The organism is Streptomyces sp. NK08204, assembly GCF_020400585.1.
GTDB lineage: Bacteria > Actinomycetota > Actinomycetes > Streptomycetales > Streptomycetaceae > Streptomyces.
In genome coordinates, this window is record NZ_JAINVF010000009.1 from 220,612 (window position 1) to 244,463 (window position 23,852).

The following is a 23,852-nucleotide window of genomic DNA, read 5'->3' on the forward strand; positions in this document are numbered from 1 at the left end:
CGGGCTCCCTCAGACCTCGTACGGCTGGACGACGATGAAGTTGCCGGGCGCACCCCGGAACTGGAGGTTGACGCTCTCACCGGTGTCGCCCGGGTAGGCGTTGCGGCGCATCCGGACCTGGCTGGAGACGACCACCTGGGCGGCGGCCGACCAGGCGACGACGGCGTTGCAGTCGGCGAAGGTGGTCGGTGTGACCGGCAGGACCACCGGTGTGCCGTGCGTCTTGACGACGATGGTGCCGGTTCCCTGGAACTGCATGGTGAACAGCGCCCCGCCGGGGATGCCGTGCCCCTCGATGCGGCGGACCTCGTACTGGAGGCTCTCGTCGAAGGCGAGGACGTTCTCGGCGGACACGCAGATCGCGTCGCCCTGCAGCTCGACGGGGTGCAGTTGGGTGGAGTTCTCGGCGAGGAACACCTGGCCCTGGCCGGTGCAGCGCATCAGCTGCATCTCCTGGCCGGTGGCGTTGCCGACGATGCGTCCGGCGAAACCGGCGCCCTTGTAGCTGAAGTCGACCTTGCCCTGGTAGAGCACCATGCTGCCCTGCCGGGCCAGCACGGGCTGCCCGCCGATGCCGAGGTCGACCCGGATGAGCTTCTTGTTCTGCTGGGTCCAGCGCTGCCCGGTGGGCGTCTCCTTGAACGCCTGCAGCGCGGCGCCCACTCCCGCACCGCCCTGGGGGGCGCCCTGCGGCACTCCGTAGCCGGCGGCCTGCTGACCGGGAAACTGCTGTCCCGGGACCTGCTGTCCGAAAGCCTGCCCGTACGCCGGCGGCTGGCCGTAGCCGGGAGGCATGGGCGCGCCCGGCTGCCCACCGTAGGAGGGCTGCTGGCCACCGTACGGCGGCTGCGGCTGGCCGTAGCCCGGCGGCATGGGGGCGGTGGGCGCGGTGGGCTGCCCGCCGTACGACGGCTGCTGCGGCGGCTGACCGTAAGGAGCGGGCGCCGGGGCCGGGGGCGGGGCCTTGCTGCCGGCGGGCGGGGCCATCGGGGCGATGACGGTGGGGGCCGCGTGCACGTTCGGGGCCGGGGGCGGGGTCTGTCCGGGCGGCGGAGTGTGTCCGGGCGGCGGCGCGAAGCCCTGCGGGGCGGGTGCCGGGGCCGGGGCGGGCGCAGGCGCTGGTGCGGGCGCAGGCGCTGGTGCGGGCGCAGGCGCTGGTGCGGGCGCAGGCGCTGGTGCGGGCGCGGCCGGGACGCCGAAGGCGGGGGGCGCCGTGGGCGCGGCGGCCTGGGCGGGCGGGGCGAAACCGGGCGCGGCGCCGGCGTGCGGCTGCTGTGGCTGCTGGGGAGCGGCGGGCGCCTCCTCCTCCAGCACCTCGCCGCCGAAGTTCTTCAGCAGCGCCTCCAGGCCCCCGTCGAAGCCCTGCCCGACCGCGGCGAACCGCCAGCCGTCCTTGAAGTAGAGGTCACCGAGCATCACGGCCCGCTCGGTGGAGAACTCCGAGCGGTTGAAGGAGTACCGGGCGACCTCCTCGCCGCCGGCCACGATGCGCACGTATCCGGGATCGATCTGCGACATTTGCCCGGTGCCGTCGATGGTCGCCGTGAAGGACAGCTTGCGGATGTGCGACGGGATCCGGTCCAGCGTGACCCGGAACGACTCCGTGTCGCCCGCCTGCGCGCCCAGCAGTTGGATGGACTCCTCGGGGGACTTCGGCTGGTTGAAGAAGACGAAGTACCGGTCGTCCGAGAGGCGTTCGTCGGCGTCCAGGCCGAAGCAACTGATGTCGAAGGTCAGTCCGGGGGCGGAGATCTGCACGCCTACGTACAGATCGGTGCCCGCGGTGAGGTCACTGATCCTGGCCTTGTGGCCGCGTTGGAATTCCCTGGCCATGCGTTACGACCGTCCCCCATCCCGAGTGTGAGTGCGTCGCGCAAGGCTAACGGCAAACGCCGACGACGACCGCAGCCGGTACAGACCCGGTACACAACCGCACCCGGCCGCTCACACAGGTCTGCCACCCAGGCCGCTCGCACGCCCTCTCGCACAGCGACCACCACACGCCGCTCACAGACGCCTCTCCCGCGGGCCGGTCCCCTCTCCCCGCGCGCCGGGCACGTGCGGCAGCCGTTCGGCGGCGACCACGCCTTCGAGGTAGCCGCGGGCCCGCTCGGTGCGCGGATAGGCCTCCAGCAGGCGCCAGAAGTCGGGCCCGTGACCGGGGACCAGCAGATGAGCCAGCTCGTGGCAGAGCACATAGTCGACGACGTAGTCCGGCATCCCCTGAAGCCGGTGCGAGAGCCGGATGCTGCCCTCGGCCGGGGTGCACGAACCCCAGCGGGTGTTCTGGTTGGTGACCCAGCGAACGGAAGCGGGGCGGGCCCTGCCGTCGAAGTACTGCGCGGAGAGCCGTTCGGCACGCTCGGCCAGCTGGGTGTCACCGAGCACCCGCCTGCTCTCCTGCGCGGCCAGTTTGTCGAGCATGACGGTCACCCAGCGCTGCTCCTCCGCCTTGGACATCCGGGCGGGGATCAGCACGATGGTGCGATCGCCCTCACGGTACGCCGAGACCGTGCGGCGGCGCCGAGTACTCCTGCGGACCTCGATCGCGCTCGCCCTGGAGCCGCTCGGCGGCTGGCTCGTCGTGCTGCGCGGTGGTTTTCCGGCGCGGTGCAGTGGGTCGGCGGGCACGCCCCGACGTTACCCGCTGGGCAGGGCCGACGTCCCGGCTCCGGGACGGTTCCCCACCGATCCCCCACCATGCGTTTGATTTATACGACTCATCTCCGTCCGATTCATACGACCAATGCCCACGACCTGTGGACAACTCCCCACCCCCGTCCGCCGCCCCGGGCATGCTGACAGACATCGGCGGAGCCCACCCGCCCCGCCGACGGAGGGGAAGCCTTCAGAGCACCTCTGCACGCACCTGAATCTCTGATCCTCCCGACTTTCGACGGCTACGGGGGCCTGTCATGCATCCGATGGTGAAGCCCGCGCTGCGGCGCGGCTGGCGTGATCTCAACACCGTGCAGTTCGGGATGACTCCGGCGCACGCACTGACGCTGGGGCCGATGGACACGGCGACAGGCAGCTTCCTGGAACTGCTCAACGGCACCCGTGGGCTGCCGCTGCTGCGCGAGGAGGCCCGCCGCATGGACCTGCCGGACGGCCATGTCGACACACTGGTACGACGGCTCGCCCACGCCGGCCTCGTCGACGACGCCCGTGGCGGCGGACCGGCCGCGGAGGCACTGCGGGCGAAGGAGGACGTACTGCGCCGGCTGCGCCCCGACCTCGCCTCACTGTCCCTGACGAGCCCCGAGCCGGGCGGCGCGATCGGCAGACTCGCCGCCCGCCGCTCGCTGCGCGTCCAGGTGCGCGGCGCGGGCCGGGTCGGTGCCGTGCTCGCGTCGGTGCTGTCCGGCGCGGGGGTCGGTGAGGTCGACGTGCGGGACGTGGGGCGCGTGGAGCCCTGGGATGTCGCGCCGGGCGGACTCTCCGCCGAGTCCCTCGGCGATCGCCGGGACGAAGCGGCACGGGCCTCCGCCCGCGACGCCGCCCCGGACCGCCCGCCCCGCCGCCCGCACGCCCCCGGATCCGGCGCCCGGGACCCCGGTCTTTCCCTGGTGATCCTCAGTCCCCGGGACGACGTGGCCGTGCACGCCCCCGACCCGCTCGCCGCCGAGCCCCTCATGGCCTCGGGCACACCCCATCTGTACGCGGGAGTCGTGGAGGGGACCGGTGTCGTCGGACCGCTCGTCCTGCCCGGCCAGTCGGGCTGCGCGGGCTGCCTGCACCGTAACCGCACCGACCGGGACCCGGCCTGGCCCCGTCTCGTCGCGCAGTGGCGCTCCGGAAAGGCCCGCCAGGTGGGAGCCTGCGACCTGGCGCTGGCCACGACGGTCGCCGGGCTGGCCGCGGCCCATGCCCTGACCTTCCTCGACGGGGAGTCGCCGACCGCCGCAGGGGTCCGCTGGGAGGTGTCCCTGCCCGCTCTGGACTGGCGGCCCCGACCGGTGTGGCCGCATCCGGCGTGCGCGTGCGGCGCAGCGGAGAAAGGTAATGAGAAATACACCTCAGCCGAGGGGGAGCCACGCGAGACAATGGCGGTGCAACAGCCGTCGACGGAGCGACGACGCGGGACAGGCTCGGCGCGGCGGACAGGGACTTGGAGGGCGCATGTCTGATCTTCCCCGGAAGGCGGTCACCCGGACCGCCAAGCTCGCCGCACTCCCGCTCGGCTTCGCAGGCCGGGCGACCTGGGGGCTGGGCAAGCGGATCGTCGGCGAGTCCGCGGAGATCGTCGGCCGCGAGCTGCAACAGCGCACGGCGGAACAGTTGTTCAAGGTGCTCGGAGAGCTGAAGGGCGGTGCGATGAAGTTCGGGCAGGCCCTGTCCGTCTTCGAGTCCGCCCTCCCCGAGGAGATAGCGGGCCCTTACCGCGTGGCGCTGACCAAGCTCCAGGAGGCGGCACCCCCGATGCCGACCCGCACGGTGCACACGGTGCTGGCGGAGCGGCTGGGAGCGGACTGGCGGGAGCTGTTCCTGGAGTTCGAGGACAAGCCGGCCGCCGCGGCCTCGATCGGGCAGGTTCACCGGGCGGTGTGGCATGACGGCCGTGAGGTGGCGGTCAAGGTGCAGTACCCGGGCGCGGGCGACGCCCTGCTGTCCGACCTCACCCAACTGAGCCGCTTCGCCAGGCTGCTGGGGCCGCTCATCCCCGGCATGGACATCAAGCCACTGATCGCGGAGTTGAAGGACCGCATCTCCGAGGAACTGGACTACGCGCTGGAGGCGCAGGCCCAGGCCGTGCACGCCGAGGAGTTCGCGGACGACCCGGACGTGATGGTCCCGGCAGTGGTCCACCAGTGCGACCAGATCCTGGTGACCGAGTGGATCGACGGGATCCCGCTGTCGGAGGTGATCGCGGACGGCACCCCGGACCAGCGACGCCGAGCGGGCCAGCTCCTGGCACGCTTCCTGTTCTCGGGCCCGGCCCGCACCGGTCTCCTGCACGCCGACCCGCATCCGGGCAACTTCCGTCTGCTGCCCGGCGGCCCGGACGGCGAGGACGACTGGCGGCTGGGCGTCCTGGACTTCGGCACGGTCGACCGGCTGCCCGACGGCCTGCCGACACCGATCGGCATCTCGCTGCGGATGGCCCTGGACGGCGAGGCCGAGCCGGTCTACGCACTCATGTGCGAGGAGGGGTTCGTCAAGGAGTCCATAGAACTGGACCCCGACGCGGTCCTCGACTACCTGCTGCCGATCATCGAACCGGCAGGCGTCGAGGAGTTCACCTTCACCCGCTCCTGGATGCGCAGCCAGGCCGCCCGCATCGGCGACCCGCGCTCCCCCGCCCATCAGCTGGGCAAGCAGCTCAACCTGCCGCCGGCCTACCTGCTGATACACCGGGTGACGCTGAGCACGATCGGCGTGCTGTGCCAGCTGGGAGCCCCGGTACGGCTACGGGACGAACTGGAGGAGTGGCTGCCGGGCTTCATCCCCGACGACTTGGGGGACGATCTGGGCGGCCTTGACGATCTGGACGAAGAGGAAGCAGTGGCGGAGGCCTGACAGCCACGCACGAGGAGGGCGCCGGATCCGACTCCGGGCTGCCACATCGGGCTGCCACATCTGCAGGGCGGGCGCGAGGGGTGGGGTGGGGTGGGGTGGGGAGGGGAGGGGGAAGCCCCCCCGTAAGCGCTCCTCACCACCAAGCCGAGTCCAGTCGCCCCTCGATCGCCCGCAGGTTTTCCCGGGAGCAGCGGTCGCAGAAGTACTGGCGGGTGCCGTTCTCCACGGAGCAGGTCCACGTGGGGGGTGGGGGGCCGTCGGCGGGGGTGCCGCAGCGGGCGCATCGCAGGGGCCGGGGCTCCCTGTTGGAGCCGCCCTGATCACTGCTTCCGGGAAGACTCGTCACCTGGTGACGATAACTCGGTGACCGGCAGATCCCGTGTGCAACGCACCGCGGGGGCCGGTCCGTTCGGTCGGACTGGCCCCCGGTGGGAAGGTTTCGCCTCCCTGGGCAGGGAGGCCACCGCTTCGGGTGTGTTCGGTTACTGCATGACCGCCATGGCGAGCGCACGGCGGGCGCGCAGCGAAGCGCGCTCCGCCCGGCGCTGCATCCGCCGGGCGGTCGCCAGGCGCACAGCCCGGCGTTCCCGCTCGGCGTCATGCAGGCGCTCGTGCATATGCGCACGAGCCAAGGCTTCTGGGATGAGTTGCATTTCTCGGGTCCTGTTCTGACGCGAGACGGTCGCGCCATGGGTGCTGAACTCTGGAGTCGCGGAGCCTGTGGGCTCGCTGGTGGACGGCTTCATCGGGGCCTGCTTCTTGGGGTCGTGCGTGAGGGGGCGGTCGATCGTTCCTGCGGTGTTCATGCCGTGACCGGGTTCTTGCGCGGGCGGCCACGGGGCCGCTTCCGGGCGACGACGACACCCTGCACGAACAGCTCGCCACCCCAGACGCCCCAGGGCTCGCGCCGTTCCTTGGCGCCGGCGAGGCAGGCCTCGATCAGCGGGCAGGTGCGGCACAGGGACTTGGCGTACTCGACGTCCGCCGGCGACTCGGCGAAGAAGACCTCCGGGTCGTAGGAGCGGCAGGGGACGGGCACGCCGAGGTTCTCGATGGCGTCGTCGAGCGCGGTGAGCGCGGTGAGGGGGGTCAAGGTGGAGTCCTCCGTGAGGCCGGGCGGGGGAATCGTTTGCGAAGGCGGTACGGACGGGGCGTGCGCTTCGAGTTGCACGATTGGTCTTCCTCGTCTGGTCGGTCCGGCCGGTTGACCGGGTGTCGGCTTGGGTACCGGGTTCTTTTCTTGTCCCGAGGCCCCCTCGCTCCGTCGCCCCGTTCGGGGAAAACAGAAGGGCCGCGGATCCCGGGTGGGGTTCCGCGGCCCTGAAGGCGCCGGCCTGATCGAATCAGGCTGGATCACTCCAGGGTTCTGGCCCACGGAAGGCCCACATCAGGTGGTCGTGCTGCGTCGTCTGCTTCCGGAATCCGGCACCGGCTGCCGCAAAGGCATAGGCATGTGCCTGTGCCATCACCGCTTCCAGTGCCTTGGTCGGTCGCTCATTGCCCTCACGGATGGGAAGACCCGCGAGAGACAGGGAGGACGCCGGACGCACGGCAGGGATGCCGGACAGACCGGTGCCCTGGTTCAAGGCGCCGAGCATGCACGCGGAGACGGTCGAGCGATCGGTCAGTTTGGCCGTGCTGATGGTGCTGATGTTGATGCTGATCACTGGACTCGCCTCCTCTCGGCGTCTTGGGGACCGGGGTGAACCAGTCCGCTCGGATATGCAAGTAGAACACGGAATCAGGGCCTTGGAGAAGGCCGCTGCTTCCGTGCCTAGAACCTATGGGGATCGCTGGGGCATGCGCAAACTATTTTTTCGACGAGTTCGTATCAGTCGTCCTCGTCGTCTTCCCCGACCTTCCGGCCTGCGCAGATGGCCAGTACGTCGGTTCCGTAGCTGCGCAGCTTGCGGTTGAGGACGCCCGGGATACGGGACAGTTCGGCACTGTTTTCGGGCCGGTTCTCGGCGATGGCCATCAGGGTCCGGTCGGTGAACACGCAGAAGTCCGGCTGGCCGCTGCGCGCGGCTTGGACCGCTCGCCACTCCCGCAGCCGCTCGTAGAGGCCTTCGTCCATGTCGGTGGGGCAGTCGGCGCAGCGCATCAGCTTCATCTCGCCGGCGTCGGCGAGAGTGCGGCCACAGACCCGGCAGCGGGCGGGAGTGCGTGTGGTGCGGCGGGGTCTGGCGGAGGGGTCGGCGAGGATGCCGCGTTCGATGCCTCCGGTGGCGCCGGCGCCGGAGCGGCCGACAGTGGCGGTCGTGCCGGGGCGCAGGCCGTCGAGGAAGTGGCTGGGCCTGCGGTGGGGTCGGCCGCCGGGTGCGCGGGAGAGCGCCCAGGAGACGTTGAGCCGTTCTCTGGCGCGGGTGACGCCGACGTAGAGCAGACGTCGTTCCTCTTCGATCTGCTCGTCGGTCTTCGCGTAGGTGATCGGCATCATGCCCTCGGCGATGCCGACCAGGAAGACGACGTCCCATTCGAGGCCCTTGGCGGCGTGCAGGGATGCCAGGGTGACGCCCTGGACGGTCGGGGCGTGCTGGGCGTTGGCCCGCTCGTCCAGTTCGGCCACGAAGTCGGCGAGGACGGCTGTGGGCCGGGCGGCGGTGAAGTCCTGGGCGAGGTTGACCAGTGCGGCCAGGGATTCCCAGCGTTCTCTGACAGCGCCGGAGCCGGCCGGGGGCTCGGTGGTCCAGCCTTCCGAGGACAGTACGGCGCGCACCTGTGAGGGGAGGTCCACGGCGTCGTCCAGCAGGGAGTCGTTGCCGCCGAAGCGGGCGGCGCCCCGCAGGGCGATGCCCGCCTTGCGTACTTCGGGCCGGTCGAAGAAGCGCTCGGCGCCACGCAACTGGTAGGGCACTCCGGCGTCGGCGAGGGCCTGCTCGTACGTCTCGGACTGGGAATTGGTGCGGAACAGGATGGCGATCTCGGCGGCGGGGACGCCGGAGTCGATCAGTTCGCGGATGCGGCGGGCGGTGCCCTCAGCCTCGGCTGGTTCGTCGGTGTACTCGGTGTAGACGGGTTCGGGGCCGGCGGGGCGCTGGGAGACGAGTTCCAGCCGATGGTCCGCGGCGCGTCCACTCGCCTGGGCGAGCAGGCCGTTGGCAAGGCGGACCACTTGCGGGGTGGAGCGGTAGTCGCGGACGAGTTTGACGACGGTGGCGCCGGGGTGGCGGCTTCGGAAGTCGAGGAGGTGGTCCGGGGTTGCTCCGGTGAAGGAGTAGATGGTCTGGCTGGCGTCACCGACGACGCACAGGCTGTCCCGGTCGCCGAGCCACAGTTCCAGCAGCCGCTGCTGGAGGGGGCTGACGTCCTGGTATTCGTCGACGACGAAGTGCTGGTACTGGGAGCGGACCTGTTCGGCGATGTCGTTCCGGTCCTGGAGGATGGCGACGGTCAGGAGGAGGACGTCCTCGAAGTCGATGACGGAGCGGTCGCGTTTGAGGTCCTCGTAGGCGGCGTAGAGGTGGGCGATCTCGGCGGGGTCGCGTGACGTCTCGCGGCCGGCCTTCGCAGCCGCGTACGGATACTCGGCGGGGACGGTCTGGGTGACCTTGGACCATTCGATCTCGGCGGTGGTGTCTCGCAGCTCGCCCCGGTCGAGACGGATGCCGCAGGCTGCGGCGGCGTCGGCGACGAGCTGGACCTTGCGGTCCACCAGCCGGGGCATGCTGCCACCGATCGCTTTCGGCCAGAAGTACTGGAGCTGGCGCAGCGCCGCGGAGTGGAAGGTGCGGGCCTGGACACCTTGGGCGCCGAGCTGACGGAGCCGTCCGCGCATCTCTCCGGCGGCACGGTTGGTGAAGGTGACGGCGAGGACGCTGGACGGCTGGAGGATGCCGGCGCGCACGCCGTAGGCGATGCGGTGGGTGATCGCGCGGGTCTTGCCCGTGCCCGCTCCGGCCAGAACGCACACCGGGCCGTGCAGGGCGGTGGCGACCTCGCGCTGCTCGGGGTCGAGCCCTTCGAGCACCGCGTCGGCCGATTCCGGTGCCTGCGGGAAGAGGGAGGAGTGCGTTGCTGGTGTCACACGGCCATGCTGCCAGGTCGCTCGGGGCTGCTGTGCCGGTTGTCCACAGGCAGGGCTACGCAGTCGTACTAATGCGGCGGGCATCACAGCGTCGCCGTGTGCATCGGGCGCACGGTCATCCGGATGCGCCGGCTCCAGCCTCCCTGTCGACGGCCCGGACGGCGGGGAGGGCCCGGACGGCGGGGAGGGCCCGGACGGCGGGGAGGGCCCGGACGCCTGGATGCATCGGATCCAGGCGCTTGGACTCGCTGATACCCCGGCCGGGAATGGTGTGCCGATCGCTTGCGTTCCACTCCTGGACGACCTTCCCCGAGCTGCCGAGGAGCACGAGAGACATGCAGGGCACTGTGACGATGTACAGCACGACTTGGTGCGGCTACTGCCAGCGGCTGAAGAGCCAGCTGAGCCGGGAGGGCATCGCTTTCACCGAGATCAACATCGAGCAGGACCCGGAGTCCGCCGCTTTCGTGGAGAAGGCGAACGGCGGCAACCAGACGGTTCCGACCGTGCTCTTCGCGGACGGCACCACGCTGACGAACCCGTCGCTGGCGCAGGTGAAGCAGAAGCTCACCGCGTGATGCCCTGGTGAGGCTCCGCGGGCTTCCGCGGTGAGGCCCAGCGGTGACGTGCAGCAGGGTGGCCCCTGACGTTCAGGGGCCACCCTGCTGTGTTTCTCTGGTCCACCAGGCGCTGTCGGGTGCTCGGACGGCGCTGTCGGGTTCGCTCAGACGGTGCTTCTGGTGGGCAGGGGCTTGCCGTACCACGTCTCGATCAGCCGGGCGGCGATGGAGATGCCGTAGGGCGGCAGCACTTCGCCGGACTCGAAGGCGGCGTGGAGTTCCTCGCGGGAGAACCAGCGGGCCTCGTGGATCTCGTCGCCGTCGACGTCGATCTCCATGGAGGTGGCGTGGGCCATGAAGCCCAGCATCAGGCTGGACGGGAAGGGCCAGGGCTGGCTGGCCACGTACTCGACGGCGCCGACGGTGACGCCTACCTCCTCGTAGACCTCCCGGCGCACCGACTGCTCGATGGATTCGCCGGGCTCGACGAAGCCGGCGAGGGTGGAGAAGCGGCCCTCGGGCCAGTGGACCTGTCGGCCGAGCAGGATGCGGTCGTCCTCGTCGGTGACGGCCATGATCACGGCGGGGTCGGTGCGCGGGTAGTGCTCGGCGCCGCAGGCGGGGCAGCGGCGGATGTGGCCGGCGGCGGCGATGACGGTGCGCTCGCCGCAGCGGGAGCAGAAGCGGTGGGTGCGCTGCCAGTTCTCCAGGCCGACGGCGTGCACCATGAGGCCCGCGTCGCGCGGGGAGAGCAGCAGGCCCGCCTCGCGCAGGCCGGCCGGGCGCGCGGACTGGTCGATGCGGCCGGGCAGCGAGTCCTTCTGGAGGGCGAAGTAGCTGACGCCGTCCTCGTCGATGCCGAGGAAGTAGCGGTGGGCCTCGGTGAGGGGGGCCTCGAAGGAGGGAGTCATGACGAGTTCGGTCCGGCCGTCCGGTGTCTCGTCGATCAGCACCTGGCCGCCGGAGACCACGAAGCAGCGGGTCGTGGGGTGGCTCCACGCCGCCGCGAGCCAGGCCTCGTCCAGCCGGTGGTGGGCGGCGCGGTCGATGCCGCTCGGGGCGGTCAGCGAGATGGGTCGGTCGGCGGTGTGGTCGGTCCAGGTGGTCACGGGTGCTTCCAACTCCCCCGGTGGAAAGGTTCGTTTCGGCGGGCGGTTCGGCGGGACGTGGGCGGGCGGACACCGGGCCGGGTGCGGGCGGAGCGTGCGGGGCGGTGTCTCCAGTGTGCCCGGCACGCGCCGCCGTTCCGTACGGCGCCTGCCGGTCTAGGGCGCGGGGTGCCAGTTCTCGGCCAGGTCTCCCCACAGGTAGGCGCTGGTCTCCACGCCCTTCACAAGGAGGTCCAGCTCGACCTTCTCGTTCGGGGCGTGCCAGCCGTCGGAGGGCACGGAGATGCCCAGGAAGAGGACGGGGACGCCGAGGACCTCCTGGAGGTCGGCGGCGGGTCCGGATCCACCCTCGCGGGTGAAGCGGACGGGGCTCTGGAAGGCTCGGCCCATGGCGCGGGCCACGGACTGCAGAGCGGGGTGGTCGAGCGGGGTCAGGCACGGCCGCGTGGCGGACCCGAAGGTGATCTCGTGCCGGATCCCGGCGGGGATCTGTTCGGCGGCCCAGGCGCGGACGGCCTTTTCGATGTGGTCGGGGTCCTGGCCGGCGACCAGCCGGAACGACAGCTTCACCATGGCCGAGGACGGGATGATCGTCTTGCTGCCGGGGCCCTGGTAGCCGCCGCCCATGCCGTTGACCTCGGCGGTCGGGCGGGCCCAGATGCGCTCCAGGGTGGTGAGTCCGGCCTCGCCGTGGGTGGCGTACGACTTGGCGGTGCGCAGCCACTCCTCCTCGTCGAAGGGCAGTTCGGCGAACAGGGCGCGCTCGCGGTCACTCAGCTCGATCACGCCGTCGTAGAAGCCGGGGACGGCCACGCGCGCGTGCTCGTCGTGCAGGGCGGCGACCAGGCGGGCCGCGGCGGTGGCCGGGTTGGGGACGGCTCCGCCGAAGGAGCCTGAGTGGATGTCCTGGTCGGGGCCGTACAGCCGGATCTCGCACTCGGCGAGACCGCGCATGCCGGTGCAGACGGTCGGGGTGTCCTCGGACCACATGCCGGTGTCGGAGACGATCACGGCGTCGGCCGTGAGCCGGGCGGCGTGCTGCTCCACGAGGGTCCGGAAGTGCGGGGAGCCGGATTCCTCCTCGCCCTCGATCAGCAGCTTCAGGTTGACGGCGGGGGCGGTGCGGCCGGTGGCGGCGAGGTGGGCGCGGACGCCGAGTGTGTGGAAGAACACCTGGCCCTTGTCGTCGGCTGCCCCGCGCGCGTAGAGGCGGTTTCCGCGGACGACCGGTTCGAAGGGCTCGCTGTCCCAGCCGTCCTCGCGGGCGGCGGGCTGCACGTCGTGGTGGCCGTAGACGAGGATGGTGGGTGCCTCGGGGTCGCCGGAGGGCCACTCGGCGAAGACGGCCGGGGCGCCCGGGGTCTCCCAGACCTCGGTGGTCTCGAAGCCGGTCTCCTTGAGCTTGGCGGCGAGCCAGTCGGCGCTGCGCCGCACGTCGGGCGCGTGGTCGGGCTGGGCCGACACGGACGGGATGCGCAGCCATGCGGCGAGGTCGTCGAGGAAGGCGGCGCGGTGCTGCTCGATGTACGTGCGGACAGCGCTGTCCGGGGTCTGGCTCATGCTCCCGAGCCTATCGGCCCGCACGGGCATCCTCGGCGGGCGGTTCGTCACATTGCGGTTGCCTGGTGTGCCACTTCGGCGTCTTCCGTGAGGAGCCGTTCGAGGGCGGCCCGGTCCGGCAGGTCCACGGGGCGTACGACCTCGCCGCTGCGTACATAGAGGAAGGCCGCGGAGACCGATTCGGGCGGAATGCCCTGTTGTTCGGCCCAGGCCAGCCGGTAGACGGCGAGCTGGAGCGGGTCGGCGGTGTGGTCGCGGCCGGTCTTCCAGTCCACGATCTCGTACGTCGCCGTGTCGCCGTCGCCGTTCTTGTAGACGGCGTCGATGCGGCCTCGTACGACGCGGCCGGCGAGGGTGAGCTGGAAGGGCGCCTCGACCCGGTGGGGCGTGCGCTGGGCGTACTCGGTGCGTTCGAAGGCCTCCTTGAGGGCTTCCAGATCGTGTTCGTCGGTGATCTCGGCGTCGGTGCCGGGCTGCTCGTCGGGTTCCAGCAGGGGCAGCGTGAGTTCCTCGAAGCGGGCTTCGACCCAGGCGTGGAACCTGGTGCCCCGGCGCGCGGCGGGTTGCGGAGGGCGCGGCATGGGGCGTGCGAGTTCCTGTGCGAGCCCGTCGGGGTCCTCTGCGAGGCGCAGCAGCTGTGAGGCGGTCAGCGTGGCCGGCAGGGGAACGTCGGTGACGCTCTGCCGGGCGCGCAGCAGCTCGCCGGTGAGCGCGTCGAGGTCGCGGTCCCAGGAGGCGATGACCCGGGCCTCCTCCGGTGTGACCAGGGTGCCGGGAGTGCTGCGCGTGCCGGGCGTGTGCGCCGGCTCGGTGGGGGCGGTCGCCTGGTGGGGAAGGGTGGGAAGGCCGGTGCTCCAGGACTCCCGGTCGCCGGGCTCCTCGGGGTGCGGCATGCCGTCGACACAGGGCGGCACGGCACCGTCGCTGCCGTAGGCCGGCTGTTCGCCGTACGAGGCGTCCTCGCCGTACGAGGCGTCCTCGCCGTACGAGGCGTCCTCGCCGTACGAGGCGTCCTCGCCGTACGAGGCGTCCTCGTCGTACGGCAGCCCGTCGCCGTAGGGCTCATCGTCGTCCGGGGGCGGCGGCCAGTCGGGGTCCTCGTAGGTGTCGGGGTCATGGCCGGGCGGCACGTCGGCCTGGGCGGCGATGGCGTCCAGGTGGGCGAGGACCGTTCGGGCGGCTGCGCGGCGGCGGCCCAGGGCCGCGTCGTCCAGGGGCAGCGGCCAGACCTGGTCGGCGGTGGCCGTCTGCAGGGCCGGGTTCTGCTCGTCCTCGGCGGGCTCGTCGGCCCATGCCTCGATCTCGCCGTGTCCGGCGGCGCAGTGCTCGTACAGGGCGCGGAGGAAGTCGGAGGGGCCTCGTGGCTTCTTCTGGCTGGGCCCCCACCAGTGGCCGGAGCCGAGCAGGAGGGAGCGGGGGCGGGTGAAAGCGACGTAGCCGAGGCGGAGTTCCTCGGTGTGCTGGTGCTCCTTCATGGCCTCGTGGAAGGCCTTCATACCGCGCGAGTCCCAGGTCTCCATGTCGGGCAGGGTGTCGGTGTCGCCGCGCAGGGCGTGCGGGAGCACCTTGGCCTGCGCGGTCCACTTCTCGCGGCCCTGGGCGCTGGGGAAGGTGCCGTTCACGAGTCCGGGGACGGCGACGACGTCCCACTCCAGGCCTTTGGACTTGTGGGCGGTGAGCACCTTGACGGTGTTCTCTCCGCCGGGCAGGGCGTTGTCGAGGCCTTTTTCGTACTGGGCGGCGGTGCGCAGGAAACCGAGGAAGGCGAGCAGAGTGGCGTCCGCGTCGCTCGCGGCGAAGGAGGCGGCGACGTCGAGGAAGTTCGACAGGGTCTCGCGGCGGCGAGCGGCCAGGGCGTGGGGGGACGCCGACAGCTCCACCTCCAGGCCGGTGACGGCGAGGACGCGGTGCAGGACGTCCATCAGCGGGTCGGACAGGGAACGGCGCAGGTCGCGCAGTTCGGCCGCCAGGCGGGCGAAGCGCACGCGCGCGTCTGGGGAGAACGGCAGCCCGTCGTCGTCCCCGTCGCCGTCTCCCAGGGGGGACTCCAGGAAAGTGTCCAGAGCGTCCGCGAGCGATATCACCTCTGACGGGTCGGTCCCTTCGACGGCCTCGGCGAGCCTGCGGTCGGGGTCGTCGGCGCCGTCCACGCGCGCGTGGGCGACCAGCAGGCGGGCGCGGCGGCCCAGAAGGGCGAGGTCGCGTGGTCCGATGCGCCAGCGCGGGCCGGTGAGCAGACGGACCAGGGAGGCGTTGGCGCCGGGGTCCTGGAGGACCTCGCAGACGGCGACCAGGTCGGCGACCTCGGGCAGGTGCAGCAGCCCGGAGAGGCCGACGACCTCGACGGGGACGTCCCGGGCGACGAGGGCGCCCTGGATCTCGGCGAAGTCCGTCGCGGTGCGGCACAGTACGGCGATCTCGCCGGGGGCCTTTCCGGTGCGCACGAGGTGGGCGACGGAGTCGGCGATCCAGGCGATCTCCTCGGCGTGGGTGCGCAGCAGGGCGCAGCGGACCGTGCCGTCGCGTTCGGCGCCGGGGGCCGGGCGGAGGGCCTCCACACCCGCGTGCATGGCGCGCAGGGGCTCGGCCAGGCCGTTGGCCAGGTCGAGGAGGCGGCCGCCGCTGCGGCGGTTCTCGCTGAGCGCCTGCCGGGTGGCGGGGCGGCCGTCGGCGTGGGCGAAGTGCTCGGGGAAGTCGTCCAGGTTGGCCACGGAGGCACCGCGCCAGCCGTAGATGGCCTGGCAGGGGTCGCCGACGGCGGTGACCGGGTGGCCGGTGCCGCCTCCGAACAGACCCGCCAGCAGGATGCGCTGGGCCACCGAGGTGTCCTGGTACTCGTCCAAGAGGACCACGCGGAACTCTTCGCGCAGCAGGCGGCCGACCTCGGGGATGCGTGCGAGGCGGGCGGACAGGGCGATCTGGTCACCGAAGTCGAGCAGGTCGCGCTCGCGCTTGGCGGCCCGGTAGCGCCGGACGAGTTCGGTGAGTTCGCGGCGGGCGGCGGCCGTCTCGGGGACCTTGCGCAGGTCCGCGTTGGTGAGCTTGGCGCCCTCCAGGGTGTGCAGCAGGTCCGTGTCCCAGGCGCGCAGTTCCTCGGGGTCCACGAGGTGCTCGGCGAGTTCGGAGTCGAGGGCGAGCAGGTCGCTGACGAGGTCGGTGAAGGAGCGGGTCAGCGCCGGATAGGGGCCGGGCGCCTCGCGCAGCACGCGCGCGGCGAGCTGGTAGCGGGTGGCGTCGGCCAGCAGGCGGGAGGCCGGTTCCAGGCCGATGCGCAGGCCGTGGTCGGTGAGCAGCCGGCCGGCGAAGGAGTGGTAGGTCGAGATGACCGGCTCGCCCGGCGGGTTGTCCGGGTCGCTGACGTCGGGGTCGGTGACGCCTGCCTTGATCAGGGCCGTGCGGACCCGCTCGGCGAGTTCGCCGGCGGCCTTGTTGGTGAAGGTCAGGCCGAGGACCTGTTCAGGGGCCACCTGCCCGGTGCCGACCAGCCAGACCACGCGGGCTGCCATCACCGTCGTCTTGCCCGACCCGGCGCCGGCCACGATCACCTGCGGGGCGGGCGGCGCGGTGATGCAGGCCGTCTGCTCCGGGGTGAAGGGGATGCCGAGGAGCTCCTTGAGCTGCTCGGGGTCGGTGATGCGGGCGGGCATGAGGTCACAGGCTAGCGGCGGGCACTGACAATCGAGGACGGATCGGCCCCTCGGAGAGGAAGAAACGCAGGTCAGCGCATGGGGTGCCGTACGTCACCCAGGCTGCTGGCGCCGGTCACTCGACGACCTGCCGTCCCTCGGGCCGTGCGCTGCACGCGGCGCGGAACGCGCAGTGGGTGCAGTGCTGCCCCGTGGTGGGGGTGAACCGCTCGTCGAGGACCTTTCCCGCGGCGGTGGCCAGCAGATCGCCGACCCACTCCCCCGACGGCGGTTCCTGCGCCTGCACCTTGGGCAGGGCGTCACCGCCGTCCCGTTTGGCGGCGCCCTGCCGCAGATGCACGAGCTCAGCACCGCCGGGTTCGGGCCGTACGCCGTCGAAGACGCTGTCCACGGCGCCCTCGCGGACGGCGAGCTGGTAGACGGCGAGCTGCGGGTGGCGTCCCACTTCGGCGGCGCTGGGTGCCTGCTTGCCCGTCTTGAAGTCGACGACGTAGGCGCGGCCCTCCGCGTCGGTCTCGACGCGGTCCATCTGGCCGCGGATGCGGACGTGGTAGCCGCCCGCTTCGAGCGTGACGTCGAAGTCGTGTTCGCTCGCCACGGGTGTGCGGCCGGTGCGGTCCAGGACGTGCCAGTTGAGGAAGCGTTCGAGCGCCAGACGCGCGTTGTCCTTCTCCTGCTGCGACTTCCAGGGCGCGTCGAAGGCGAGCGCGTTCCACACCGAGTCCAGGCGTTCCATGAGGACGTCCAGGTCGGCGGCGGTTCGGCCGGAGGCGACCTCGTCGGCGAGGACATGGACGACGTTGCCGAAGCCCTGCGCGGCGGTGGCGGGCGCGTCGGCCTTCACCTCGCGGCCCAGGAACCACTGCAGGGCGCATGTGTTGGCGAGCTGGTCGAGGGCGCTGCCGGAGAGCACGACGGGCTGGTCCTGGTGACGCAGCGGCACCCTGCTCTCGGTCGGCTCGAACATTCCCCACCAGCGGTAGGGGTGCGCGGACGGCACCAGGGGGCGGCCGTCCTCGTCGGCGAGCGCGGCCAGTCTGGCCAGCCGGCGGGCGGCGGCCTCCCGGAGGGCGGCGGAGGCGTGCGGGTCGACGGTGGTGGCGCGCAGCTCGGCGACGAGCGCGGCCACGGACAGCGGGCGGCGGGGGCGGCCGGTGACGTCCCGGGGCTCGACGCCCAGCTCGGTCAGGAACCGGGAGGGCTGGTCGCCGTCGTCGGCGGGTGCCTTCACGGCGGTGACGACGAGGCGTTCACGTGCGCGGGTGGCGGCGACGTAGAACAGGCGGCGCTCCTCGGCGAGCAGCGCCCCCGGAGTGAGCGGTTCGGCGAGTCCGTCGCGCCCGATGCGGTCGGCCTCCAGCAGCGAGCCTCGGCGGCGCAGGTCGGGCCACAGGCCCTCCTGGACGCCCGCGACGACGACCAGCCGCCACTCCAGGCCCTTGGCTCGGTGGACCGTCATCAGGCGGACGGCGTCGGGCCGTACCGCGCGGCGGGTCAGTGTGTCGGCGGCTATGTCCTCGGCCGCGATCTCCTCCAGGAAGTTCAGGGCTCCGCGGCCTCCGATGCGCTCCTCCGCCCGCGCGGCGGTAGCGAACAGTGCGCACACGGCATCGAGGTCACGGTCGGCGTTGCGGCCGGCCGCGCCGCCGCGCCGGGCGGCCCGCTCCAGGCGCGCGGGCCACGGTGTGCCCGCCCACAGGTCCCACAGCGCCTCCTCGGCTGTGCCACCGCGCGCCAGGCGTTCCCGGGCGGTGCGCAGCAGCGCGCCGAGCCGTTGCGCCCCGCGCGCGTACGACGGGTCGTGCACTGCCAGGCGTTCGGGCTCGGCCAGCGCCCGCGCGAGCAGTTCGTCGGACGGCGGCGGGAACGGGTTCCCGGCGGCCCGCTCCTCCTCGCGCAGGGCGCGGCCGAGGCGACGCAGATCGGCGGTGTCCATGCAGGCGAGGGGGGAGGCGAGCAGGCTGAGAGCGGTCTCGGCGTCGAGCCAGGCGGTGTCGGTGACGGGTGCATCCTCGACGACGCCGGGCGCCTGCGCGGCCTTGGCGACGCCGGGTGTCTGAGGCGTCTCCTCGGTGCCCGGCGCCTGCGGCGCCTCGCCCGTGTCCGTCGTCCGCGTGCCTTCCTCCGCCGGCGTCGTCCCGTCTGTCGGCGTCGTCTCCTCCCCCTGTGCCTTCTCCTCCGCCTGCCCCTTCTCCTCCGCCTGCCCCTTCTCCTCCGCCTGCGCCGTCTCCTCCGCCTGTGCCGTCTCTTCAAAGCGGCGTGCCTCGGCGGTCGCCACCGCGCGGAGTGCCGTCAGGAGCGGGGCCACCGCGGGCTCGTGGCGGAGGGGAAGGTCGTCGCCGTCGATGTCCAGTGGGACGCCGGCCGCAGTGAGGGCGCGGCGCAGGGTCGGGATCGTGCGGGATCCCGCGCGTACGAGGACGGCCATGTCGCTCCAGGGAACACCGTCCTCCAGGTGTGCCCGGCGCAGGATGTCCGCGATGTTGTCCAGTTCCGTACCGGACGTCGGGTACGTGTAGACCTCGACGCGACCGCCGTCCTGTACCGGGGCGGGTTCGCGGTGGGCGCGTACCTTGGCGGCGGGCAGCCGGGGCAGCGGCATGCGCTGGGTGATCAGGCGGGTCGCGGCGAGCAGGGCGGCGCCGGAGCGGCGGGAGACGCGCAGCACCTCGACGGGGGCCGGACGGCCGTCCGCGCGCGGGAAGGCCGCCGGGAAGTCGAGGATGCCGTTCACGTCGGCGCCCCGGAAGGTGTAGATCGACTGGTCGGGGTCGCCGAAGGCGACGAGGGTGCGCCCGCCGCCGGCCAGCGTGTGCAGCAGCCGCACCTGGGCCGGGTCGGTGTCCTGGTACTCGTCGACGTACACGGCGTCGTACTGGGCGGCGAGCCGGGCGGCCGTGTCGGGCCGGCGGGCGAGCAGGACGGCGCGGTGGACGAGTTCCGCGTAGTCGATCACTCCCTGCAGGTCGAGGACGTCGAGGTATTCGGCGAGGAATGCGGCGGCTGCGCGCCAGTCGGGGCGGCCGATACGGCGGGCGAAGGCGTCCAGGGCGTCGGGGCCGAGGCCCAGCTCCCGGCTGCGGGCGAGGACGGCGCGTACCTCGTCGGCGAAGCCGCGCGTGGTCAGGCAGGCCCGCAGTTCGTCCGGCCAGCGCACGTGCGTGAGGCCGAGCCGCTCCAGCTCGGGCTGTCCGGCGAGCAGGCCACGGACGGTGACGTCCTGTTCGGGGCCGGAGAGCAGGCGCAGCGGCTCGGCGAACAGGCGGCTGTCCTGGTGGGCGCGGAGCAGGGCATAGGCGTAGGAATGGAAGGTGGTGGCGCGGGGCGCGCGGGCGGCACCGATGCGCAGGGCCATGCGGTCGCGCAGGTCGACGGCGGCCTTGCGGCTGAACGTGAGCACCAGGAGGCGTTCCGGGTCGGCGCCGCGGGCGATGCGTGCGGCCACGGACTCGACCAGGGTTGTGGTCTTTCCGGTGCCGGGACCCGCGAGGACGAGCAGCGGTCCGGTGCGATGATCAACCACGGCACGCTGGGCGGCGTCCAGACGAGGGGGATCCACCCGCGTCGGCTGGGTACGGACCAGTCGGTAAGCGCCACGGCTCCCCTGCCGCACCGGGGGGTGCGGCAGGCGCCTGGTGGAGGAAGAGGTGCTCACGTGGTTCGCCGGTCCTGGTGGTCGTGCTGGTTGGCAGGCGGTCATGCGTACGAGGCGGTGGCCGCGGGGTGACGGAGACACGCGCCGCCGACGCTACGCCGCCGCTCAGGCCGGAAGCAGGGCTTCCGGTTCATCCCTCGCGGCGCTCGGGCCACGCGTGTCCCACACCCCTCGAACGTACGCCATGCCACGGAGATCCCCCTTGTCCCCCGAACGGGCTACAGGCTCCCCCCGGAGGCATGCAATGGCGGAAGCTGTCAGATGTGACCCTCCGCGCCCGCGCCGCCGTCCCATCGCGCCCGCGTCATGTCGAGCCGCGGCAGATGGCCCTCGGTGTTCCTGCCCGGTTCCTTCAGCGGCGTGCCCTCGGCGCGGTAGTGGGCGAGCGCGCGCAGCTCGTGCCCGGGGAGCAGCACCCCGTCGGCGCGCACGACCCGCCACCACGGCACGGCGCCCCCGTAGAGGGCCATCACCCGGCCGACCTGGCGGGGCCCTCCCTCCTCCAGCCACTCGCTGACGTCGCCGTACGTCATGACCCGGCCGGGCGGAATCCGCTCGGCGGCCTCGAGGACCCGCTCGGCGTACTCGGGCAGGGCGTCCGCGTACCTCTCGCGGGTGTCCTCGGCAGGACTCTGCTCGCTCATTCGTCCCATCCTGCCGTACCTCACCGACGGCGAGGCGGGAGCGGTCGGGGGCGGCCCCTCGCTCCTCGGCGGGGCTTGCGGCAGACTTTCCGACCCCGCATCTGCACCCTGATGCCCGCAGGTGTCGGCGGGGCATGCCACCATCGTGCGGGCGGTGACTGGTGATACGAGACCAAGAAGAGACGATGAAGCAGCAGGGCGTGCACTCCGAAGGCGCGGCGGGCACCTCTGACGCCGCCGCGCGCCCCGGCACCGCCCGCGCGGGCCAGGGCGACGACACCGGTACGGACCAGGAGGACACCGGCACGTCCCGGGAGGGCGGCACCGGCACACACGGGGACGACAGCGCACCCGCGTGTCAGAACGACAGCGCGCGCGGGCGCGACAGCGTCCCCACGCGCGCGCGTGGGGACGCCGGCGCGACGGCGCACGGCGGCACCGACCCGCGCCCTGGGCACGGTCCGGGCGTCGGCGACCCGCACGCCGACGAGGTCGAGAGCGACGAACCACTGCTCCCCGCGCGCGTGCACCGCCCCTCCGATCTCATGCGGCTCCTGGTGGGTGTGCTGGCGATCGGCGTGCTGCTCGCGATCGCCGCGTTCGCGCACGGCACCACCTCGGGCCTGGAACAGGACATCAACAAGGGCACCGGTCAGGCCCCCGATCTGCTCATCAAGATCGCCGGACTGGCGTCCAGCATCGCGATCCTCCTGGTGCCGGTGGCCTTCGCGATCGAACGGCTGATCAAACGGGACGGGCTGCGCATCGCCGACGGAGTCCTCGCGGCCGTGCTGGCCCACGGGGTCACCCTCGCCACCGATCTCTGGGTCGCGCGTGCCGCGCCCGGCTCCATCCAGGAGGCGCTCACCCAGCCCTCCCCGGGCGACGTCCATGCACTCACCGACCCCGTGCACGGCTACCTGGCGCCCGTGATCGCCTACATGACGGCCGTCGGCATGTCCCGCAGACCCAGGTGGCGCGCGGTGCTGTGGATCGTGCTGCTGCTCGACGCGTTCTCGATGCTGGTCACGGGCTACACGACCCCCTTCTCGATCATCCTGACGGTGCTGATCGGCTGGACCGTCGCCTACGGCACGCTGTACGCGGTCGGCTCCCCCAATGCGCGGCCCACGGGGCAGACGCTGCTGGCGGGTTTGAGGCATGTCGGCTTCCGTCCGGTCGGTGCCCCCCGCGAGGAGGTCACGGACGCGGAGAACGGCGACCGCGGCAGGCGCTACTTCGTCACCCTGGAGGACGGCCCGCCGCTGGACGTCACGGTCGTCGACCGGGAGCAGCAGGCCCAGGGCTTCTTCTACCGCGCGTGGCGCAACCTGACCCTGCGGGGCTTCGCCACCCGCTCCAGCCTCCAGTCGCTGCGCCAGGCGCTGGAGCAGGAGGCGCTGCTGGCGTATGCGGCGATCGCCGCGGGCGCCAACGCACCCAAGTTGATCGCGACCTCCGAACTCGGTCCCGACGCGGTGATGCTCGTCTACGAGCACACCGGCGGGCGCACGCTGGACTCACTGGCCGACGACGAGATCACCGACGAGTTGCTGCGCAACACCTGGCACCAGGTGCGGGCGCTCCAGTCGCGGCGCATCGCGCACCGCCGGCTGGCCGGTGACGCAATCCTGGTGGATCGTTCCGGCAATGTGATCCTCACCGAGCTGCGCGGCGGCGAGATCGCGGCCGGTGACCTGCTGCTGCGCATGGACGTGGCCCAGTTGGTCACCACGCTCGGCCTGCGGGTGGGGGCGGAGCGGGCCGTGGCCTCGGCGGTCGGGGTGCTCGGCCCGGACGCGGTCGCGAACTGCCTGCCGATGCTCCAGCCGATCGCGTTGACGCGCTCCACGCGCGCGACGCTGCGCCGACTGGCCCGGGAACGCGCCCAGCGCGAGCGGGAGGCGGTGCTGGAAGCGTCCCGGCAGGCCAGGCTGGCCCGCCTGGAGGAAGCGCCCGAGGCGACCCGGACCGCGCTCGAGAAACCCGACAAGAAGACGATCCGCGCGGAGCAGCGCGCGGAGAAGCGGGCCATCGACGAAGCCATCGAAGAGGCCCGCGAGGAGGACCTGCTCACGCAGATCCGGCACCAGGTGCTGCGGATCAGGCCCCAGGCCCCCGTGGAGCCGGCCCGCCTGGAGCGGGTGCGCCCGCGCACGCTGATCAGCTTCATCGCCGGCGCGATCGGCGCGTACTTCCTGCTGACCCAGCTCACCCACATCGAGTTCGGCACGCTGTTCGCGCAGGCCCAGTGGGGCTGGGTGGTGGCGGCGGTGCTGTTCTCCGCGCTCAGTTACGTCGCTGCCGCGATGGCACTGCTGGGGTTCGTGCCCGAGCGGGTGCCGTTCCCGAGGACGGTGGCCGCGCAGGTCGCCGGATCGTTCGTGAAGATCGTGGCGCCGGCCGCCGTCGGCGGTGTGGCCCTCAACACGCGGTTCCTGCAGCGCGCGGGCGTACGCCCTGGGCTCGCGGTGGCGAGCGTCGGCGCGTCACAGCTGTTCGGGCTCGGCGCCCACATCCTGATGCTGTTGTCCTTCGGCTACCTGACCGGCACCGAGAAGACGCCGTCGCTGTCGCCGTCCCGGACGGTCATCGCAGGTCTGCTGACCGTGGCGGTCCTGGTGCTCGTCATCACCTCGGTGCCGTTCCTGCGGAAATTCCTCGTCACGCGCGTGCGATCGCTGTTCGCGGGTGTCGTACCGCGCATGCTCGACGTGCTGCAGCGACCGCAGAAGCTGATCACCGGTATCGGCGGGATGCTCCTGCTGACCGCCTGCTTCGTGATGTGCCTGGACGCCTCCATCCGGGCCTTCGGCGACGGCACGGCCACGCTGAGCATCGCCAGTGTGGCCGTGGTCTTCCTCGCCGGAAACGCCCTCGGTTCCGCGGCCCCGACGCCGGGCGGCGTGGGTGCCGTGGAGGCGAGCCTGACCCTCGGTCTGATCGCCGTCGGCCTCCCCAAGGAGGTCGCCGCCCCGGCCGTCCTCCTGTACCGGCTGCTGACCCTGTGGCTGCCGGTGCTGCCGGGATGGCTGGCCTTCAACCACCTCACCCGCAAGGGAGCCCTGTAGCAGCCCGCCGCGAGAACCGCCTCCGGCCGCGTGGCGGCGGACGTACCTCGTACGGCCCG

16 protein-coding genes are annotated in these 23,852 nt (G+C 72.2%); 4 read left to right on the plus strand and 12 right to left on the minus strand.

Going from position 1 to position 23,852, the window contains the following annotated elements:
- Positions 1-9: 9 nt before the first annotated feature.
- Positions 10-1,833 carry a TerD family protein gene (locus tag K7G59_RS17065; RefSeq protein ID WP_225835029.1) on the minus strand — a complete coding sequence of 608 codons (1,824 nt, stop codon included), beginning with the start codon at positions 1,831-1,833 and terminating at the stop codon, positions 10-12.
- A gap of 174 nt (positions 1,834-2,007) precedes the next feature.
- The gene (locus K7G59_RS17070; RefSeq protein ID WP_225835031.1) at positions 2,008-2,631 is read right to left on the minus strand and encodes a M48 family metallopeptidase; all 624 of its coding nucleotides are present in this window, start codon (positions 2,629-2,631) and stop codon (positions 2,008-2,010) included.
- A 284-nt stretch (positions 2,632-2,915) separates the two neighbouring features.
- Between K7G59_RS17070 and K7G59_RS17075 the strand changes: the two genes are divergently transcribed.
- A complete protein-coding gene (locus K7G59_RS17075) occupies positions 2,916-4,130 on the plus strand; it encodes a TOMM precursor leader peptide-binding protein (protein ID WP_225835033.1) in 1,215 nt (404 codons plus the stop codon).
- Positions 4,123-5,520 (plus strand): AarF/ABC1/UbiB kinase family protein, encoded by a 1,398-nt coding sequence (locus K7G59_RS17080; RefSeq protein ID WP_225835035.1) that lies wholly within the window; start codon positions 4,123-4,125, stop codon positions 5,518-5,520. The genes K7G59_RS17075 and K7G59_RS17080 overlap by 8 nt, the downstream gene beginning before the upstream one ends.
- A 133-nt stretch (positions 5,521-5,653) precedes the next feature.
- Here K7G59_RS17080 and K7G59_RS35060 read toward each other — a convergent pair whose 3' ends face one another.
- The 5 genes from K7G59_RS35060 to K7G59_RS17105 form a co-directional block, all read right to left on the minus strand.
- Positions 5,654-5,866, minus strand: a complete 213-nt coding sequence (locus tag K7G59_RS35060) for a hypothetical protein (protein ID WP_225835037.1) — start codon at positions 5,864-5,866, stop codon at positions 5,654-5,656.
- A 136-nt stretch (positions 5,867-6,002) separates the two neighbouring features.
- Positions 6,003-6,326, minus strand: coding sequence for a hypothetical protein (locus K7G59_RS17090; RefSeq protein WP_225835039.1), 324 nt, complete (start codon positions 6,324-6,326; stop codon positions 6,003-6,005).
- Positions 6,323-6,691, minus strand: a complete 369-nt coding sequence (locus K7G59_RS17095) for a WhiB family transcriptional regulator (RefSeq protein WP_023546912.1) — start codon at positions 6,689-6,691, stop codon at positions 6,323-6,325. Before K7G59_RS17095 ends, K7G59_RS17090 begins: the two co-directional genes overlap by 4 nt.
- A 172-nt stretch (positions 6,692-6,863) precedes the next feature.
- On the minus strand, positions 6,864-7,187 hold the full coding sequence (locus K7G59_RS17100; RefSeq protein ID WP_225835041.1) for a hypothetical protein: 324 nt from the start codon (positions 7,185-7,187) through the stop codon (positions 6,864-6,866).
- A 164-nt stretch (positions 7,188-7,351) separates the two neighbouring features.
- Positions 7,352-9,631 carry an ATP-dependent DNA helicase UvrD2 gene (locus tag K7G59_RS17105; RefSeq protein WP_225835043.1) on the minus strand — a complete coding sequence of 760 codons (2,280 nt, stop codon included), beginning with the start codon at positions 9,629-9,631 and terminating at the stop codon, positions 7,352-7,354.
- 251 nt (positions 9,632-9,882) lie between these two features.
- Between K7G59_RS17105 and K7G59_RS17110 the strand changes: the two genes are divergently transcribed.
- Complete coding sequence (locus tag K7G59_RS17110) at positions 9,883-10,125, plus strand: mycoredoxin (protein WP_225835045.1); 243 nt, start codon at positions 9,883-9,885, stop codon at positions 10,123-10,125.
- A gap of 146 nt (positions 10,126-10,271) precedes the next feature.
- On the opposite strand, the gene nudC is transcribed toward K7G59_RS17110, so the two are convergent.
- From nudC to K7G59_RS17135, 5 genes are all read right to left on the minus strand, one after another.
- Positions 10,272-11,216, minus strand: coding sequence for an NAD(+) diphosphatase (gene nudC, locus K7G59_RS17115; protein ID WP_225835046.1), 945 nt, complete (start codon positions 11,214-11,216; stop codon positions 10,272-10,274).
- A 156-nt stretch (positions 11,217-11,372) separates the two neighbouring features.
- Positions 11,373-12,776 (minus strand): dipeptidase, encoded by a 1,404-nt coding sequence (locus K7G59_RS17120; RefSeq protein ID WP_225835048.1) that lies wholly within the window; start codon positions 12,774-12,776, stop codon positions 11,373-11,375.
- A 47-nt stretch (positions 12,777-12,823) separates the two neighbouring features.
- A complete protein-coding gene (locus K7G59_RS17125; RefSeq protein ID WP_225835049.1) occupies positions 12,824-16,423 on the minus strand; it encodes an ATP-dependent DNA helicase in 3,600 nt (1,199 codons plus the stop codon).
- 115 nt (positions 16,424-16,538) lie between these two features.
- Positions 16,539-20,078, minus strand: a complete 3,540-nt coding sequence (locus K7G59_RS17130) for an ATP-dependent DNA helicase (protein WP_225835050.1) — start codon at positions 20,076-20,078, stop codon at positions 16,539-16,541.
- Positions 20,079-20,335: 257 nt separating this feature from the next.
- Positions 20,336-20,722, minus strand: coding sequence for an MGMT family protein (locus K7G59_RS17135; RefSeq protein WP_308295053.1), 387 nt, complete (start codon positions 20,720-20,722; stop codon positions 20,336-20,338).
- Between the two features lie 185 nt (positions 20,723-20,907).
- Here K7G59_RS17135 and K7G59_RS17140 point away from each other — a divergent pair, with 185 nt between their 5' ends.
- Entirely contained in the window at positions 20,908-23,793 is a 2,886-nt protein-coding gene (locus K7G59_RS17140) for a lysylphosphatidylglycerol synthase domain-containing protein (protein WP_225835051.1), read from the plus strand.
- Positions 23,794-23,852: the final 59 nt, after the last annotated feature.

Excerpts from the sequence above, each read along its gene's own strand:
- K7G59_RS17065 (WP_225835029.1), bottom strand. The coding sequence starts at position 1,833 with ATGGCCAGGGAATTCCAACGCGGCCACAAGGCCAGGATCAGTGACCTC.
- K7G59_RS17075 (WP_225835033.1), top strand. The coding sequence starts at position 2,916 with ATGCATCCGATGGTGAAGCCCGCGCTGCGGCGCGGCTGGCGTGATCTC.
- K7G59_RS17080 (WP_225835035.1), top strand. The coding sequence starts at position 4,123 with ATGTCTGATCTTCCCCGGAAGGCGGTCACCCGGACCGCCAAGCTCGCC.
- K7G59_RS17090 (WP_225835039.1), bottom strand. The coding sequence starts at position 6,326 with ATGAACACCGCAGGAACGATCGACCGCCCCCTCACGCACGACCCCAAG.
- K7G59_RS17105 (WP_225835043.1), bottom strand. The coding sequence starts at position 9,631 with ATGCCCGCCGCATTAGTACGACTGCGTAGCCCTGCCTGTGGACAACCG.
- K7G59_RS17110 (WP_225835045.1), top strand. The coding sequence starts at position 9,883 with ATGCAGGGCACTGTGACGATGTACAGCACGACTTGGTGCGGCTACTGC.
- K7G59_RS17120 (WP_225835048.1), bottom strand. The coding sequence starts at position 12,776 with ATGAGCCAGACCCCGGACAGCGCTGTCCGCACGTACATCGAGCAGCAC.
- K7G59_RS17125 (WP_225835049.1), bottom strand. The coding sequence starts at position 16,423 with ATGCCCGCCCGCATCACCGACCCCGAGCAGCTCAAGGAGCTCCTCGGC.
- K7G59_RS17135 (WP_308295053.1), bottom strand. The coding sequence starts at position 20,722 with ATGAGCGAGCAGAGTCCTGCCGAGGACACCCGCGAGAGGTACGCGGAC.
- K7G59_RS17140 (WP_225835051.1), top strand. The coding sequence starts at position 20,908 with ATGAAGCAGCAGGGCGTGCACTCCGAAGGCGCGGCGGGCACCTCTGAC.